This window comes from Kitasatospora sp. NPDC059408 (genome assembly GCF_042751525.1).
Taxonomy (GTDB): Bacteria; Actinomycetota; Actinomycetes; order Streptomycetales; family Streptomycetaceae; genus Kitasatospora.
Map to the genome: position 1 here is coordinate 70,322 of NZ_JBHYWI010000023.1, position 15,935 is coordinate 86,256.

Annotated in this window: 16 protein-coding genes and 1 riboswitch; of the genes, 5 read left to right on the plus strand and 11 right to left on the minus strand. The window is 71.5% G+C overall.

The window, feature by feature from the left end; translation table 11 throughout:
• Positions 1-237: 237 nt before the first annotated feature.
• The 5 genes from ACFXDE_RS17615 to ACFXDE_RS17635 all read right to left on the minus strand — a co-directional run bounded on the left by ACFXDE_RS17615 (position 238) and on the right by ACFXDE_RS17635 (position 3,839).
• Positions 238-576, minus strand: coding sequence for a hypothetical protein (locus ACFXDE_RS17615; RefSeq protein WP_380495162.1), 339 nt, complete (start codon positions 574-576; stop codon positions 238-240).
• A 49-nt stretch (positions 577-625) separates the two neighbouring features.
• The gene (locus ACFXDE_RS17620) at positions 626-1,087 is read right to left on the minus strand and encodes a hypothetical protein (RefSeq protein WP_380495164.1); all 462 of its coding nucleotides are present in this window, start codon (positions 1,085-1,087) and stop codon (positions 626-628) included.
• Between the two features lie 63 nt (positions 1,088-1,150).
• Positions 1,151-1,666 carry an NIPSNAP family protein gene (locus tag ACFXDE_RS17625; RefSeq protein WP_380495249.1) on the minus strand — a complete coding sequence of 172 codons (516 nt, stop codon included), beginning with the start codon at positions 1,664-1,666 and terminating at the stop codon, positions 1,151-1,153.
• A gap of 94 nt (positions 1,667-1,760) precedes the next feature.
• On the minus strand, positions 1,761-2,852 hold the full coding sequence (locus tag ACFXDE_RS17630) for a hypothetical protein (protein ID WP_380495165.1): 1,092 nt from the start codon (positions 2,850-2,852) through the stop codon (positions 1,761-1,763).
• A gap of 96 nt (positions 2,853-2,948) precedes the next feature.
• A complete protein-coding gene (locus ACFXDE_RS17635; protein ID WP_380495167.1) occupies positions 2,949-3,839 on the minus strand; it encodes a DUF3626 domain-containing protein in 891 nt (296 codons plus the stop codon).
• A gap of 595 nt (positions 3,840-4,434) precedes the next feature.
• Here ACFXDE_RS17635 and ACFXDE_RS17640 point away from each other — a divergent pair.
• On the plus strand, positions 4,435-5,082 hold the full coding sequence (locus ACFXDE_RS17640) for a hypothetical protein (protein ID WP_380495168.1): 648 nt from the start codon (positions 4,435-4,437) through the stop codon (positions 5,080-5,082).
• 276 nt (positions 5,083-5,358) lie between these two features.
• On the opposite strand, the gene ACFXDE_RS17645 is transcribed toward ACFXDE_RS17640, so the two are convergent.
• Positions 5,359-6,669, minus strand: coding sequence for an esterase/lipase family protein (locus tag ACFXDE_RS17645; RefSeq protein WP_380495170.1), 1,311 nt, complete (start codon positions 6,667-6,669; stop codon positions 5,359-5,361).
• Between the two features lie 205 nt (positions 6,670-6,874).
• Positions 6,875-8,512, minus strand: coding sequence for an FAD-dependent monooxygenase (locus ACFXDE_RS17650; protein WP_380495172.1), 1,638 nt, complete (start codon positions 8,510-8,512; stop codon positions 6,875-6,877).
• 146 nt (positions 8,513-8,658) lie between these two features.
• Between ACFXDE_RS17650 and ACFXDE_RS17655 the strand changes: the two genes are divergently transcribed.
• From ACFXDE_RS17655 to ACFXDE_RS17665, 3 genes are all read left to right on the plus strand, one after another.
• Positions 8,659-8,991 (plus strand): metalloregulator ArsR/SmtB family transcription factor, encoded by a 333-nt coding sequence (locus ACFXDE_RS17655; RefSeq protein WP_380495174.1) that lies wholly within the window; start codon positions 8,659-8,661, stop codon positions 8,989-8,991.
• Positions 8,988-9,734, plus strand: coding sequence for a DUF2071 domain-containing protein (locus ACFXDE_RS17660; protein WP_380495176.1), 747 nt, complete (start codon positions 8,988-8,990; stop codon positions 9,732-9,734). Before ACFXDE_RS17655 ends, ACFXDE_RS17660 begins: the two co-directional genes overlap by 4 nt.
• 224 nt (positions 9,735-9,958) lie before the next feature.
• Positions 9,959-10,648 (plus strand): Tat pathway signal sequence domain protein, encoded by a 690-nt coding sequence (locus ACFXDE_RS17665; RefSeq protein ID WP_380495178.1) that lies wholly within the window; start codon positions 9,959-9,961, stop codon positions 10,646-10,648.
• Positions 10,649-10,697: 49 nt separating this feature from the next.
• Here ACFXDE_RS17665 and ACFXDE_RS17670 read toward each other — a convergent pair whose 3' ends face one another.
• The 4 genes from ACFXDE_RS17670 to ACFXDE_RS17685 form a co-directional block, all read right to left on the minus strand.
• Entirely contained in the window at positions 10,698-11,270 is a 573-nt protein-coding gene (locus ACFXDE_RS17670; RefSeq protein WP_380495181.1) for an NUDIX domain-containing protein, read from the minus strand.
• Positions 11,271-11,412: 142 nt separating this feature from the next.
• Positions 11,413-11,946 (minus strand): hypothetical protein, encoded by a 534-nt coding sequence (locus ACFXDE_RS17675; RefSeq protein WP_380495183.1) that lies wholly within the window; start codon positions 11,944-11,946, stop codon positions 11,413-11,415.
• A gap of 136 nt (positions 11,947-12,082) precedes the next feature.
• The gene (locus ACFXDE_RS17680; protein ID WP_380495186.1) at positions 12,083-12,643 is read right to left on the minus strand and encodes a hypothetical protein; all 561 of its coding nucleotides are present in this window, start codon (positions 12,641-12,643) and stop codon (positions 12,083-12,085) included.
• Between the two features lie 88 nt (positions 12,644-12,731).
• On the minus strand, positions 12,732-14,159 hold the full coding sequence (locus ACFXDE_RS17685; RefSeq protein ID WP_380495188.1) for a protein kinase: 1,428 nt from the start codon (positions 14,157-14,159) through the stop codon (positions 12,732-12,734).
• A 166-nt stretch (positions 14,160-14,325) separates the two neighbouring features.
• Here ACFXDE_RS17685 and ACFXDE_RS17690 point away from each other — a divergent pair, with 166 nt between their 5' ends.
• Positions 14,326-15,057, plus strand: a complete 732-nt coding sequence (locus ACFXDE_RS17690; protein ID WP_380448125.1) for a hypothetical protein — start codon at positions 14,326-14,328, stop codon at positions 15,055-15,057.
• Positions 15,058-15,638: 581 nt separating this feature from the next.
• Positions 15,639-15,818: riboswitch (M-box (ykoK) riboswitch) on the plus strand.
• Positions 15,819-15,935: the final 117 nt, after the last annotated feature.

Genomic DNA, 15,935 nt, shown 5'->3' on the forward strand with positions numbered 1-15,935 from the left:
CAGTGCGGCGTTGGGAATTACGGTGAACGAGCGCGTGTGCGCGCTACGATGTACACGCATCGGAGGTCCTGCTCCTGTGCCAGACCCCGGGGTGTTGGTAGCACCGCCGGGGTCAACGTTTTTCTCTTGATGGCACGGAACGTAGCACACGTACGACCGAGAGTTGCAGCCGTTTAACTTTCTTTCCCGGAAGCCAAATTGACGATCAATATCGGTCCTCCGGTGTGCAATTTCGGATCAGCCGACTTCCAGGACGCCTTCGAGAACGAAGATGACTTCGGTCTCCCGGGCTCGCATGGAGCTCCTCGTGCCGCGCCCGGACTCGGACTCCGTCGCCGGATGGAACAGACCGCCCACCGACTCACCCACGCCCACCTCCGTGACATTGGCGCCGCCCACGATGGTGCGGGTCTCGTTGACCGTGGTGCTCTGACCGGTGTTCCAGGTGGTGATGTCCGTGCTGGTGACGAGGGTCGCCCCGTTGAGGAGCGTGGTGGCATGGCCGCTGATCGAGACGGTCGCGGACGTGATGCCCGGATTGATCGGCGAGGCGCAGTGGGAATGGAACAACTCCACGGGAAGTCGGCGGGCCCGACTTTCTGCGTCGCGGGTGACGAAGGTGCCCCTACTCCTTCACCGGGCCGTCCTCCTCCTCGTCCCCGTAGGGCTCCTCGGGCGGCGGTGCCAGGACGAGCGGCCGGTCCTCTCCTGGTGAGGTGAAGACCGCCGTGCCTTCCCAGACCTGGCCGGCCATCGCCGGATCGACGATCGTCTCGGCGTGCAGGACCAGGACGTAGTTCGGGTCGAAGCTCGACCGGACCGGGAAGTCGGCCGGGTCGACTCCCAGCCGCTCCAGGCCGCGCGGATGGAGCGCGATATCGACCGCCAGCCGCTCCCCCGTGTACGAGTGCTCGGCCCAGCCGTCGGTCTGCAGCAGGTAGGACACCTGGTCGCCCTCGTGGCCGAACGCGCTGTAGCTGCTCAGCGCGCGCTCGCCGGGCGTGCCGTCGGAGTCGATGACCAGCACGGCGACCGGCACCTCCGGATCGCCGGGCCCCAGGCCGGAGCGGACGTTCAAGCGAGCCATGGGCACCTCCGGGTCGCAACAGGGATCGGACAGGACACCACTACACCTCACCCCACTGACAATTCACCCCACGGGCTCCAGCCGCAGCCGCCGGACCGGCCAGGGCGCCGGCTCGGCCGGGCCGAACCAGAGCCGGACGTCGAGCCCGGTGCGGACGGGCAGGGCGGGGTAGTCGTTCTCGGCGTGCTCGGTGCGGTGCAGCGCGTGGTGCGGGCCCAGGTGCCGGGCCGCGTACTCATCGAAGGCCGCCGCGTCCGACGGCTCGCAGACCGTCGCGGCCACCTCGCGGGTGCCCCGCTCCGGGGCGAAGCCCGGGCCGCGCAGCAGCAGGACGTCGTCGCTGTCGATCATGGTGGCGTTGGCCGCGTCGCGGTGGGCCCGCCAGACCGGGCCGGTGTAGAACGCCTCCAGCGCGCGCCGGCGGTGCGCCAAGTCGGGGAACGCGCGTATCCAGACGAACCGGTCCGGGTCGTCGAGGTCGCGGAACCGGCCGCCGAGGGTGATGCCGACGGCCTCCTGCCCGGTCACGAACTCGCGCTCGAACAGCTCGATCAGCGTCTCGCGCGTGCCGGGGTGCAGGGTGTACTAGCGGAATTCGACGATGTTCAGGCTCATGCGCCGCAGGCTACGGCCGCTCCACTGACACCTCCTGTTAGCGAACCTCCCATGGCGTTCAGTCCGCCGAGCTGCTGCCGGCCGCCGCGGAGCGGCAGTCGTTGCGCGCGGCGGGCGACAACTGCGGGCACAACCGGGCCTTGGCAGACTTGTCGTGGTAGTTGACGTTCCAGTAGCTCGTCATGCCGCTGACGCACAGCGGCCGCTGCCACGCCTCCGGGGCCGCCTCGCACTGGTCGCCGACCCACGCCGGGCGGTCGATGTTGTACTTCATCAGCCGGGAGCCGGTCCCCCGGGTGCAGGCCTGCCGGCCGTCCGACGTGGGTGCGGCGAGGCACCAGCGCAGGGCCTCGGCGAAGCTCTCGGGGTGGTCGGCGTAGTCGTGCTTCTGGAGGAAGTAGACCGGCGCGTAGAAGTAGCAGGCCCCCTGGAAGACGTCCGGCTGCTCGGGGCAGGGGTACAGCGGGTCGGCGGCCAGCTTGTCCGCGGGGAGCTGGGCGGTGGCGGCCGGGTCGGTCTCGTCCGGCTCGAAGAGCTGCATGAACACGCCCTCCGAGCAGGCCACGACCTGGTACGTCTGCGAGAACTTCCGGCACAGCTGCTCGGCGTCGGGCAGCTTCAGCCGCGACACGAACATCGCGCCGTGCCCGATGCCGTGGATGCACGAGGCCGATTCGTCGGGCGCGCAGAGCTTCGTCACGGCCGAGGCGGGGTCGGGGCTCTGGGAGAGCTTCTCCTCGACGATGCCGTGCAGGTAGCCCGAGCCGCAGACGTCGTTGCGGAAGGACGCGGCCTTGGCGAAGTCGTCGCCGTACTTCTGCAGGGCCGCGTGCCCGAGGTCGTGGGCGACCGGGTGGCAGATCCGGCTGACGTACGGCTGGCTGTCGGTGATCCTGGCCAGGTCGGCGAGCGCCTGGGCGGGGTCGGAGGCGTTCAACTCCGCCACCAGGTGGTCGCGCAGCTTGCTCTGGGTCCACACTGCGGGCGTGGCGGAGGCCGAACTCGGCCGGGGCGAGCCTGAAGCGGCGACGGGAGTGGGACCCGTGACCGCCGCGACGGGCTGATCGGCGGCAGCAGCCGCAGGCGTCCACTGCGTGTGCAACACCGCCCACACGCCCATCGCGAACACCAGCAGTGACGTGATCAGCATGAATCGCCGAGCCATCTTCCCCCCGTTCCCAAGTCGTCAATCCTGGGTGCGGCCGACGGTTCTGACCATGCGCTATCGGCCGCAGTCCCGTCTCCCCTACGGACGGCGAAACCCGGCCCGGCGGTTCCCCGCCTGCGACCCGACGCGGAGCGGCGGGCCGAAACGGGCAAGGCAGTGCCAGACCTTCTTGAGGTCCTGCGGGTCATAGCGCCCACTCCGGACGGCATCGCCGATGGTCCTCGGATCGAGCCGGCCGTCGACCGCGATCTCGGCCCCCAGGTCGACGTACTCCTGCCCGCGGTATCCCGAGTGGCGCCGCAACTCCCCTACGGAGAGGCGGAATCCGGGGTGCCACTCGACCCGGCACGGGAGCCTGCGCGCCGCGCGCTCCACCGCCGTGCCGCGATAGCTGGGATCGAGGACCAGCGCCTCGGCGTCCCGGTCGAACCGGACCGGCCCGTGGACCTGCGCCTCGATGTGGCCGTCCACGGCATCGAGACCGTCCGCCTCGGCCAGCTCGACGAGGGCGCAGCGCGAGGCGACGCCGAAGGCGGACGGGTCGGTGGAGCTGTCCGGATAGCAGAACGTGGCACGGGCGAGGGTGGCGGCGGAGAGCCTGAAGTACGAGGACCCGAACCGCGGCGCGCCGCCTGCCGGATCGCACCGGAAGTCCAGAGCGCCGTAGACGGGGCGCTCCTGCGGCGGCGCATCGTCGTAGGCCCCCGCGAAGATCCGGCTCTCCCAGTGCCACCGGTCCCCACCCGGCCGGGCCGTCAGGCCGCCGTTGCTGGTGCCCGTCACGAACTGCGAGTGGTAACGCCCGTCCGACGCCATCCTGACGAGGACCGGCTCGCCACCCGCGATCCGGTCCGGATGGAAGTTCATGGTCAGCCGCAACCGCGGATCGAGCGGCCCGCCCCGAGCCAGCCCGGCCACATGCGCCAGCGCCCGCCGCTGCGGCGACCACACTGCATCGTCCACCCCCATGACGCGCAGTGTGGACGAACGCCGCCTCCCACCGCACCTCGATTTCGCCACGACCTGGTGCGCAGGAAGTCGACGTAGCCGACTTCCTGCGCACCGCCAAGTCGTGGCAGACCCGCATGCGATCGTCCACGGAAGCTGACGCCCGCGCCCACCCGGGCAGAAGGAGGAGAGCCGGCGAAACCACTGCGGGATCCGCGCACGACTCGACGCAGGCACCGACCCGAACGTCTGGGGCGGCAGGCTCCCACTGCACCACGCAGCAGGCTTCGGCTCTCCGAAGGTGGTGGCCGAACCGGCCGGCCACCTCTCGGACGTGGACGCGCTTGAGGACCGGACGACGGCACTGCGGGAGACCGTCATGACCAGCCGGCCGGACTGCGCCCGGGCCCTCGTGGCCGCCGGTGCCGATCCCTGGCGCCCCCAGCTCGGCGGTTCCCCTGAGGAGGTCCTGACCGGCTACCTCTACCGCCACCACCACGAACGCCCGCGCCGTCACCGGCCCCGCCGACATCTGGGTCCGGCTGCCCGACATCGACTACTGGGAGCGCTGAAAATCCGGTCGTGGAAGCCACCGCCGGACTGTCATCCTCACTGCATGCTGCTCAAACTGACCGGCTCCAGCTGTTCCGGGAAGTCCACGCTCGCCTTCGCCGTGGCCGGCCGGCTCCGGCAGGTCGCCGTGCACGACTTCGACGAGGTCGGGGTGCCGGAGAACGCCGACCGCCGGTGGCGGCACCGGATGACCGAGCTGTGGGTGCGTCGCGCCCTGACGTACCAGGACCGCGGCGTCGACATCCTGTTGACCGGCCAGTCCCCGCTGGGCGAGGTCCTGGCGGCGCCCTCGGCGCCACTGCTGGACGGGATCGCGGTGTGCCTGGTCGACGTCGCCGACGACGTCCGCCGGGAGAGGCTCACCGCACGGGACGCAGGCCGGTGGGACTCCTTCGCCGTGGACGCCTTCCTCGGCTGGGCGGCCTGGCACCGCGGTCACGCACGCGATCCCCGCCACCGGCCGGACGTCATCACCGGCGGCAGCGGCCCGGAGATGGCCTGGCACCGCTGGACGACCTGGACCGCCGCGGACCCCCGGTGGCACACCCACCGGCTCGACACGACGGGCCGCCCCGTCACGGACTCCGTCGACCAACTGGAGCAATGGGTTTCCGACCAACGCGAAGCACACCGCACCGGCCACCTGCCCCTGGCCCCCGGCTGGACGGCCATCACCGACCACACCACCTGACCCGCTGACCCGCTGACCCGCTGACCCGCACAGGAAGTCGGCCGCTCCGACTTCTCGATCGCCAAGCACCCTTCCTCGCCGACCAGCCCGCACCGAGCGCCCACCGCCAGGCTCAGTGGGTCCGGCGCGGGGATCGGTCGGATGCCCAGTGGACCGGGTTGGCGCCGCCGGTGGGACACGGTGTGCCGGGTGCGCGTGCCATACCGGCCGTGAGCGTCAGCGGCGGGCGGCCCTGGGTGGGCGGGCGCCTCGGCGGCAGCCCGCCCACCCAGGTGGTTACTCGGCCGTGACGATCTCGTTCACGATCCACGCACCGAGTTCCTCGGTCATGGTGGTGTGCCCTTCGTTGCGGCCGGCGCACGCGAAGGCGTCGAGGGCGCTGCCGTCCGGGGTGATCGGCTGGAAGAGGGCCTTCGGGTCGCTGATGTCCCCGGCGGCGACGGCGCTGATGGCCGGGATGAAGCAGGACGTGGTGATGACGTCCGGGTCCACGGTGTTGCCGAGAAGACCCATGAGCACGGCGGCCAGGCCGAAGCTGCCGGTGTCGCCCACCGGGGACGGCGCAGTGAACAGGCCCCCGGGGGCACCGTCGATGTCGGGCAGCCCGCTGGTGCGGACCCGCACCGGCTCGCCGCCGGTCTTCTGCAGGCGGGCGACTTCCTGGTCACCCTGCGCCTGGGTCTTGAGCCACGTGTCGTGCAGCGTCTCACCGTCGCACTTCACCGCGGTCTCGTCGGCCTTGACGCCGTTGCCGTCGCCGGACTTCACACCGTTGGCGACACCGATCTTGCGGACGTTCCGCGGCCAGCCGCCGACCTCGTCGAGCGCCCGGAGGAACGCCGCCCGCTCCTCTGCCTGCTCCGCGGTGCCGTCGGCCTTCGCGATGTGCCACCGCGCCATCTGCTTCGCGGCCGTGCTGTTGAGCAGCCCGGAGAACTGGCGCAGGACGGGCCCCAAGGTGGGCTCGTCTCCCCAGTTGTCCGTCGCGAAGTGCGTGAACGCCTGGAGGGCGATGGGGAACCATGCGCCCTGGTGGGGGGTGTCGTAGGAGAGGTAGAGGGCCGTCTCGTGGTCGGGAAGGGTGGGGTCGCACTCCATCTTCGCCAGCGCGTAGCGGGTGACCAGTCCGCCCATGCTGAATCCGCCCACGGTCAGCTGCGCCCTGCCGAGCCGCTCCATGATGGTCCTGCGAATACAGTCGATGACGGTGTCGGCGTTGGCCGTGATCGACGCCGTCCGGTCCTCGTAGCCGAGGATGATGACGTCGCGCCCGGTCGCGTGGAGTTCGGAGATGAAGCGGAAATCGCCGTTCTCCTCCAGGCCGTTCCAGAGCTGGTCGAGGTTGCTCGCCCCGCTCGAGAAGCCGTCGGAGAGGATGACGGGCCGGACGAGCTGCCTGCGGTTCAGCGGGCTGTAGTAGACCCAGGCCGTTCCGCCGGCGAGGGCCCACTCCTCATGCGGTTCCGGAGCGGGGGGAAGCGAGGATCGGGCCCCAGGGGCAACCTGACCCCAGACATCAACGACCGGTGCAGAAATATCAGTTGACTCCTTACGTACTTCCCGGGCTCGCCGAATGGCTGACCTCAAACGGCACCCTAAGGAGGGAAGCAGCACTACCGAGGACAGTGGACACGTGGTTCACCTGAAGGTGGCCGCCTTCGCCCCGAAGGGTGTGCGCGTCCGCGAGATGGGCATAGTGCTCCGACCACCCGCCGCCCTCAGCCCACTCAGGGAAGGAAAAGGCACCGACCGGCGATGCGCTCGACACCGAACGGAGCGCCGACCGCCGGGCTCACCCCGCCGCGAACGTGCGCCGCAGATGCCCGACCAGACGCCCCGGGTCGCCGACCGGCAGGCGCGCACCCAGGTAGCCGTCCGGCCGGATCACGAAGGCCTCGCCGTCCGTCGCCGCGTACGCCTCCCGGAAGGCACCGCCCGCGTCCCGGAGGCCGGGGAGAAACAGCCCGGCCGACGGCTCGGCCCCGCGCGCGAAGACGACATACGCGTTCAGCAGCCCGTGCGCCGCCGCCCCCGCCGCCTCGGCGCAGGCGTGCAGGCTGCGCAGCTCCGTCTCCGGCCCCGCGTACAGCAGCAGCGTGTGGTGCGGGCTGCGCAGCAGGTCGAAGAGCCGCACGGGATGCGACACCAGCGGGCGCTCCAACTGCCCGCAGTCCGGCGCCCGGTCGCCGGGAACGGGCGCCTCGGCGCCCTCCAACGCACCCTCCGGCTCGCCCTCCGGCTCGCCCTCCAACGCACCCTCCAACTCGCCCTCCGGATCGCTCAACGGCCCGCCCCGGTAGTTCACCAGCAGCTGTGCCTCGCGCCGCAGCTCCAGCCCCTCCCCGGTGAAGCCGGACCGGGCGTGCCGGACGGTGCGCCCCACGACCTCCTCGCCCACCGGGTGGCGCTCGGCGTGGTAGGTGCCGAGGAGCCCGTCGGCGGCCAGGCCGCGCACGGCGAGGGCCAGTTTCCAGCCCAGGTTGTACGCGTCCTGGATGCCGGTGTTCATGCCCTGGCCGCCGGTCGGCGGGTGGATGTGGGCGGCGTCGCCGGCGAGGAAGACCCGGCCGTCGGCGTAGCGGTCCGCGAGGCGGTGGCTGATCCGGAAGGAGGAGGACCAGCGCAGGTCACCGATCGTGGCCGGGCGCGGCGACAGCCGGTCGACGACCGCCTGGAGGTCGGCGAGCGAGGGCCGCCAGCCGTCCTCCAGCCCGTGCGCGACGCCGCCGTCCGCCTCCGCCGGCTGCTCGGCGGGCGCGAGCATCGACAGGCGGTAACGGCCCTCGGGCAGCGGGACGCAGATCAGCGCGTCGCCACCGGTCCCCATGGACCGAACGGCCCAGCCCTCAGGGAGGTCCCAGTCGACGGCGACGTCGCCCAGCATGTACCGCGAGGGGAAGGCGTCCCCCTCGAAGCCGATCCCGAGCACGCGCCGCACCCGGCTGTGCGCGCCGTCGCAGCCGATGACGTACTGCGCCGACACCTCCTCGTCACCCTCCGGAGTCGTCAGCGAGGCCCGGACGTGCCCGTCCTCCTGCACCAGGCCTGTCAGCTCGCAGCGCCGCTCGACCGCGACTCCGAGACCCGCCAGGTGCTCCGTGAGCAGGCGTTCCGTCCGGTACTGCGGCAGCGCGGCGAACCCGAACGGCACGTCCGGCGGAAGGCGCAGGTCGAGGCGCGGCCCGGGCTCGCCGTTCAGGTACGTCAGCTGCCCCTTGAGCGGCACGGCCTCGTCGAGCACGCGCGGGAGCAGCCCCATCGCATCCCACAGCTCCAGCGTGCGCGGCTGGATCCCGACGGCCTTGGCGTACGGCTGCGCCGCCGCCAGGCGGTCGACGATCCGGCACGCGACGCCCCGGCGGCGCAGCTCGGCGGCGGCCGTCAGCCCGACCGGCCCGGCTCCCACGACCAGTACGTCCGTCTCGCCCACGCGTGCTCGCTCCTCGCGGCCCCGGCCCCCTCTCCTCCAGCCTCCGCCCGCTCCCGCCGGCCCGCCAACCCGCCAGCCCATGGAAAGCTCACAGAAAGCTCACAGAGCACTTGTTAGACATTTAGCCAAGATGCTAAATAGAAGGCATGACAGAAGCTCAGGACGAGGCGGGAGCCTTCCGCGCCCTCGCCGATCCGACGCGGCGCCAGATCCTCGAAGACCTGCGGGGCGGCGAGCTCGCGGCCGGCGAGATCGCCGCCAGGTTCGCGATCAGCGCGCCGTCCATCTCACGCCACCTCGGTGTGCTCAAGGGCGCCGGACTCGTCACCGAGCGGCGGGAGGGCAACCGGATCATCTACGCCCTCGCCGAGGAACGCCTGGCCATGTGCGTCGGCCGGTTCCTCAGCGCCGTCTGCCCCGAACAGATCGTGCTCCGCCACACCAAGTGGCGGCCCAAAACCGAGGGCGAGGGATCATGAGGCAGCCGAAGCTGTCCAGCGTCGTCGAACGACGCCTCCTGGTGAACTACCGCGTCGACCCGGACGTCGCCGCACGACTGCTCCCCAGCCCGCTGCGCCCCCACCTGGCGAACGGCCACGCGGTCGCGGGCATCTGCCTGCTGCGCCTCGGCGAGGTCCGGCCCGCCTGGGCGCCCAGGGCGTTCGGGCTGCGGAGCGAGAACGCGGCGCACCGCATCGCCGTCGAGTGGGACGGCCCCGACGGCGTCGAGAGCGGCGTCTACATCCCCCGGCGCGACACGGCCTCGCCGCTCAACGCCTGGGCCGGCGGCCGCCTCTTCCCCGGTGAACACGGCCGCGCGGACTTCGAGGTCCACGAGACCCCCGACCGGGTGCGCGTCGCACTGGCCGCCAGGGACAGCGGCACGCGCGTGGACGTCACCGTCGACCTGGCGGACGATCTGCGGGACAGCGAGCTCTTCGCCGACCTCACCGAAGCCTCCCGCTTCTTCCGGCTCGGCGCGAAGGGCTTCTCCCCCACGAGGGCCGGCCACCACCTGGACGGCATGGAACTGGGGACCGACGCCTGGCACGTGGACGCCGGCCGGGTCCGCTCCGCCGCATCGTCCTTCTTCGACGACCCGGACCGCTTCCCCCCGGGCAGCGCGACGCTCGACTGCGCCCTCGTCATGCGCGACATCCCCGTCAGCTGGCAGCCGCTCCCGCCCATGGCATGCGAACAGGAGGCCCGGATCGCCGGCTGACGATCGACCGGCGGTGGAGCATCCTGACCGGGCCCGGCCGCCGCCCAGGCCCACTCGTCCGCCACGGACCGGCTCTTGCTGACGAAATGTCAGCAACTGCCGCCCACCGCCTTGACGGTGCACTGCCACAGGCCTAGAACGTAGGCAGCCGCCCGGATCCCCACCCTCCGGGCACAGCGAAAGTTCGTCTTCTCGATCCCCCTCACCGAGGAAGAGGCTTTCCCATGCGCCTTCGCCGCCACCTCGCCGCCACCGCCGCCGTCGCCGCGGTCGTCCTGGGCGCGATTCCCGCGTCCGCCGCCCAGGCACCGGATCAAATAGCCGACGCGGTAGCCGTGTTGACCACCGACAGCGCCGGTACCACCGCCGTCGCCGTGGGCGACGCGCTCGCCGCGCCGCTCGCCGCGAACACCAGCGCCACCTTCTACTCGACCGCCACCAGCACCACCGGCGTCACCTGTGCGACGTCCCAGCTCTCGGCCACCGTCCTGACCAACCCCGCCGCGCCCGGCACGGCGACGGAGTCCTTCACCGGGCTCACCTTCGACTCGTGCACGGCCAACGTCACCGGCGTCACGAACGTCGAGAGCCTGACCGTCGGCAACCTGCCCTTCACCCTGTCCGTCGACGACGGCGCGGGCCTCCCGCTCACCCTCGTCGGCGGCCCGGCCGGGCCGATCCAGGCCAGCGCCGTGCTCGACACCTGGTTCGGCACGATCACCTGCACCTACCAGCTCAGCGGCAGCTTCACCGGCAACGCCGACAACGGCGCCCACAGCCTGACCTTCACCAACGAGCACTTCGCCAAGAGCGACGGCTCCTCGCTCTGCCCGGGCGACGGCTACTTCTCCGCCACCTTCGGGCCCGTCACCGACACCACCGCCGCCGGCAGCCCGGCGGTCACCGTCAACTGACGCGAACCCCGGGTCCGCGGACGGCGGGACCGTCCGCGGACCCGGCACGTCACGCGCCGCGATGGCGCTGGAACAACGCCAGGGCCGCCATGGACGCCGCGTCCTTGAAGGAACCCTCGGCGATGAGCTGCCACACCTCCGCCTCGGAGAACCAGCGGCTGACCAGCCCCGCCTCCGTCTCCTCCAGGTGCGTCTCCCCGGCGGTGAGGTCCGTGGCCAGGAGGACGTGGAAGCCCTGGTCGCAGTACCCGTACGCCTCGTACAGGTACCCCAGCGGCGTCATGGTGCCGGCCCTCAGCCCCGTCTCCTCGGCGAGTTCACCGCGGGCGAGGGCGAGCGGGTCCGCGTCCGGCTCGTCCTCCCAAGAGCCTTGCGGGAACTCCCAGTAGCGGCCCTTCACGGTGTACCGGTACTGCTCGACGAGGTGGAAGCCGCCGTCGGCGTACGGGACGACGAGCGCGAAGTCCGGCTTCTCCACGACGCCGTAGAGGCCCTCGGCACCGTCGTGGCGCAGGGTCCTGTCCTCGCGGACGGTCATCCAGCGGTTCCGGTAGACGACGGTGCTGCTGGTGGCCACCAACTCGTGCTCGGGCAGCGCCTGGTGCGGGGTCTCCATGTCCATGGGCCGACGCTAGCCGATCGCCTTCCGCCGGTCGGACCCCAAACGGTGCCCGAGGGGCCCGACGGCCACGCGTACCGGCCGGGCCGCACCGGGCCCAGCCGGTCGGCCGGTCGGCCGGTCAGCCGGTCAGCCGGTCAGCCGGTCAGCCGGTCGGCTCGTCAAAGGCGACCTGGATGGTGAACGGCTGCGAGTCGTTCACGCCCGGGTCGTCGGGGCTCGTGACCGACACCCGCCCACCGGTCAGCGGCTCCGAGGCGTCATTCGGGATCCGCACCGGCACGAGCGCGGTCGCCGTCCGCTCCGACTCCAGGCCTGCCGCGATCGTGCAGGTCACCGTCCAGATCTTGTCGCTCTTGTGCTGATTGCACGTCCTCGGGAAGAAGGGCTCCTCCGGCACTGCCCCGGGCGGCATCGTGATTTCGACGACGAGCGCCGGCGCGGTCTTCGCCGTCTCGTTGGCGACGATCCCGTGCACCGTCGTCGTGCCCCCCGGTACCGCCGCGTCGGGGTCCTCCTGGATCACCACAATGGACCCCGGAGCGGACCTCGGCTGCTCCACCGGGCCCGCCGCACCGAGCATCCCGGCCACCGCACCGCACACCACCGCCGCAACTGCCAACCTACGCAGCATCAACAGCACCTCTCGCGCTCCATGGATCCCCCGGTCACCGGTCACGCTAGGGGCCGCCGTCCGCCCCCGAGTCCACGACGCGAGCCGGACGGCGCCCGTCACCCCGACGGCCGAATCGGGAGGGGAACGGCAGGGGCCCCGGACGCCACGAACACGCCCGGGGCCCTCGCCGTACCGCCCGTCAGTCCCGGGTGGTCACGCCGATCGCCCGGGCCAGGGCTTCCAGGCCGTAGCGGCTGACGTGCTCCGAGTTGGCCAGGTCGATCGTCCGGACGCCCTCGGTGGCGAGGCGCTCGTTGATCTCCTCCAGGTGCTGCTGGACGACCTGCTTCTCGGCGTCGGTCGTACGGCCCTTGTGCGGCCGGCCGGCGTGGTCCAGGCTCGCGTAGTTGACCCGCTCCCTGGCGGCAAGCGACGCCGCGCTCTGGCTCGGGACGGACCGGGCGACCGGCTTGGCGCCGCGCAGCACCTCGGCCATCGGCGCCGCCGAGGCCAGCCGGTCGAACGCCTCGGCCTCCATGACGACCGTCCGGGGCTCGTCCGAGCCCGGGACGTGCAGCTCGATCGTCACCAGGTCGAGCGCCAGCTCCTCCACCGCCGCGAGCTCACCGGCGAGCGCCTCGATCTCGACCGGCCCGTCCGTCAGATCGGGGTGCCGGTGGACCACGATGCGCACCAGGTCGTCGTCGTTCTCCACGTGCTCGCCGGTCAGGTCCGAGAACCGGATGATCTTCTGGCCCATGTCTGCCTCTCTTGCCTTGTCGTCCGCGAAGAGCCTACGCCCGGATGATCTTCGTCCGGTCCAGCCTCGGTCCGGCCCCGGCCCGGCGTCAGGAGCGACGGTTGCCGGGGGCCTTCCACCAGAGGAGCCAGCCGACGGTGGCGACGATCAGCGCGTTCAGCAGGAGCATGTCCGGGGCTCGGCTGTAGCCGAGCATGCCGCGGAACCCCTGGGATTCGATGTACGTGTTCCCGTAGAACAGCGCCACGTCGAGGACGAGGAAGAGGGCCCACACCAGCCCGGGGTGGAAGCGTGGCCGGGGCAGCGCGTGCACGAGCGAGAACACGGCCGTGGCCACGATCAAGGGCAGGTAGTAGGAGGGCGAGAACTGCCCCACGAAGTTCCACGGCGCCGCCAGGCCGAGCGCCCAGAGCACCGCCATGGTGCCGCCGAACTGCACCAGCCGGGCCACGACCGGACTCTTCTGCGGAGCCCCGGCCGCCCCCTCCGCCGTCGGCGCACCCGGCGGGTAGGGCGGCGCGGTCTGCTGGTGCGGCGCGAAGCCGCCGTCGGGCGTCGGCGTTTGGTGCGGGAACGTGCCGAGCACCGACCGCAGCGGCTCACCGGACGGCGGCGGGTAGCCCAGGGCCGGCCCGAAGCCCGGCGATTGCGGCGGCGCGTCGACCCGGGTCGGCGGCGGAGCGACCGGGGCCGTCCCGCCCCGGATCACCGACTCCAGCGCCGCGATGGCCTCTTCGGCCGTCAGCCGCTGCGCCGGGTCCTTGGTGAGCAGCCCGGCGAGCACCGGCGCGAGGGCACCGGCCCGCTGGGTGGGGCGCGGCGGCTGGGTGACGACGGCGATGCACAGCGCGCTGAACGTGTCGGCGTGGAAGGGCGCTTGGCCCTCCACCGCCGCGTACAGCGTCGCGCCGAGCGACCACAGGTCGTTGGCGGGCGTCGGCGGCTTGCCCTCCAACTGCTCGGGGGCCATGTAGGCGGGGGTGCCGATGACGGCGCCGGTTCGGGTGAGCGCGGTCGTCGCGTCGGCCATGTGCGCGATGCCGAAGTCGGTGAGGATGACGCGCTCGTCCATCAACAGGACGTTGTCCGGCTTGAGATCACGGTGGACGATCCCCGCCGCGTGCGCCTGCTGGAGCGCCTTGAGCATCGCGACGCCGATCTCGGCCACCCGCCGCGCCGGCAGCGCGCCGTCCCGGCCGAGCAGCGCGGCGAGCGAGGCGCCGGTCACGTACTCCATGACGATCACGGGCGCTCCCTCGTGCTCGACCACGTCGTGCACGGTGATGATGCCCGGGTGGTTGAGCCGCGCGGCGGCGAGCGCTTCGCGCAGCGTGCGCTGGAGGAGCTGCTCGCGGTGCTCGTCGTCGACGCCGGCCGGCAGGAGCACCTCCTTCACGGCGACGTCCCGCCCGAGGGTCTCGTCGCGCCCCCGCCACACGCGGCCCATGCCGCCCTGCCCGATGAGGTCGTGGAGCCGGTACCGACCCCCGACGACTGCCCCGTTCGATGCTGTCACGGGCCCATACCTTAGTGGCGCGCCGCTGTCCCCGGACACGCCGCGGTACAGACCCGTCGGTCCGGGCCCATCCGTCCGGGCCCGTCGGCCCGGCCCGGTCCGAGGGAAGCCGCTTGGTCATAAATTGGGTATCGCGCACCAGTTCGGGACTGCTAGCGTCCTCGACGTGGCAAAGCTGAACCAGATCATCGCCGTCGAAAAAGGCGTCAAGTCCAAGTCCTTCCAGGAGCTGACCCAGGCCCACCAGGACCTGCAGAAGCCCGCGCTGCTGGCCGGGATCTCCCGCACCTACCAGCCCAAGGACGAGGAGGGCGAGCAGCTGCCGCCGGAGTCGACCCGGGTGCAGCTCAAGGCCGAGGACATCCTGCGGTCCACCTCGACGACCCTCACCCGGCTGTTCGACGTGACGGCCACCAAGGACTGGGCCAACCTCGGCGCCCGCGCCGACGTGGTGGTGGACGGCCAGGTGCTGCTCGCCCAGGTGCCCGTCCCGTACCTGCTCTTCCTGGAGAAGCAGCTCACCGACCTGTTCACCTTCGTGCGCAAGCTCCCGGTGCTGGACGCCTCCGAGTCGTGGAACCTCGACCCGTCCACCGACTCCTGGAAGACCGAACCGGTGCGCACCATCCGGACCAAGAAGGTGCCGCGCAACCACGTCAAGGCCGAGGCCACCGAGAAGCACCCGGCCCAGGTCGAGGTCTACTACGAGGACGTCCCGGTCGGGTACTGGACGACCGTCAAGTTCTCCGGCGCCCTGCCCGCCCGGCGCGTGAACGAGCTCGCCGAACGGGTGGAGAAGCTCCAGCAGGCGGTCAAGTTCGCCCGCGAGGAGGCCAACGCCGTGGAGGTCACCGACCAGCGCGTGGGCGACGCCGTCTTCGGCTACCTGTTCAGGTAGCCTCCTGATCACCCGTCCGGGGAGCCGGGCGGGTGCACCGAACGGCGCCGAGAACTCTCCGGGAGACCGGATGGGGGCGCTCGCGCGGTGCGAAAAAGCTGACACTGATGTTGAAGCTGACCCAGGGGTCACAGTGGAGGTTCAAATCCTCCCCCCGGCACCACCGGCCGGGGTAGCCCAAGCCAGGCAGAGGCGGGCCCCGTCAAACTCAGACTCTCGCTCCAGTCTCAGCATTCGCCGCCGAACACCGGATCGACCGGGTGCGGACGAACATCGACGAATGCAGGTTCAAGTCCTGCCTGTGCCGCTCCGTGGCACGGTAGTTCAACGGCAGAACGCGTCGGTTTCAATCTGATCCGCGGCCCTTAAACGTGCCGGTGTGAGCAATTGGGCGGCACACAGGGGCCCGGGAGCAGGCTACGCTCCCGGGTCCTCTCGCCTTCCCGGCCCCCGCGTACGCCTCCGCTCGCGCGCGCCCCGACGCGCGCCCGGCGGCTCCCCCGCTGGTCGGGGCGGGGTCAAGCTCAGGTCAAGGGTTATGCCGGAGGGATGGCAAGGCCCTATCCTGTCAAGGATTCGAAAAGACACCTCGTTCGGTGAGGCGTCTTCACGGACACAGGCCACTGATCCCACCCGTCGAGAGACGCTCCGGATCAGGACAGGTCTCCCCGGCCCAAGGGGTGACCCCAAGTGGCTTCCCCGCCCGAACCGGCCGGGGACACGCCGTGGAGTGCCAAAGCTCTGACGAGTTGGGGTGCATCGGGCGGTGACGTCCGTCCGCCCTGCCATGCCGCCGCGGCGCCGGATCGCGGCCGAGATCGGGAGGGGGCGTGATGGACGGAAGTCCTGGCCATAGTCGGCCCTTCACCGTTTCGTTC

Coding starts and splice junctions, on each gene's coding strand:
- ACFXDE_RS17655 (WP_380495174.1), top strand. CDS start 8,659: ATGACAGAAGCTCAGGACGAGGCGGGAGCCTTCCGCGCCCTCGCCGAT.
- ACFXDE_RS17620 (WP_380495164.1), bottom strand. CDS start 1,087: ATGGCTCGCTTGAACGTCCGCTCCGGCCTGGGGCCCGGCGATCCGGAG.
- ACFXDE_RS17640 (WP_380495168.1), top strand. CDS start 4,435: ATGCTGCTCAAACTGACCGGCTCCAGCTGTTCCGGGAAGTCCACGCTC.
- ACFXDE_RS17670 (WP_380495181.1), bottom strand. CDS start 11,270: ATGGACATGGAGACCCCGCACCAGGCGCTGCCCGAGCACGAGTTGGTG.
- ACFXDE_RS17665 (WP_380495178.1), top strand. CDS start 9,959: ATGCGCCTTCGCCGCCACCTCGCCGCCACCGCCGCCGTCGCCGCGGTC.
- ACFXDE_RS17630 (WP_380495165.1), bottom strand. CDS start 2,852: ATGCTGATCACGTCACTGCTGGTGTTCGCGATGGGCGTGTGGGCGGTG.
- ACFXDE_RS17635 (WP_380495167.1), bottom strand. CDS start 3,839: ATGGGGGTGGACGATGCAGTGTGGTCGCCGCAGCGGCGGGCGCTGGCG.
- ACFXDE_RS17660 (WP_380495176.1), top strand. CDS start 8,988: ATGAGGCAGCCGAAGCTGTCCAGCGTCGTCGAACGACGCCTCCTGGTG.
- ACFXDE_RS17680 (WP_380495186.1), bottom strand. CDS start 12,643: ATGGGCCAGAAGATCATCCGGTTCTCGGACCTGACCGGCGAGCACGTG.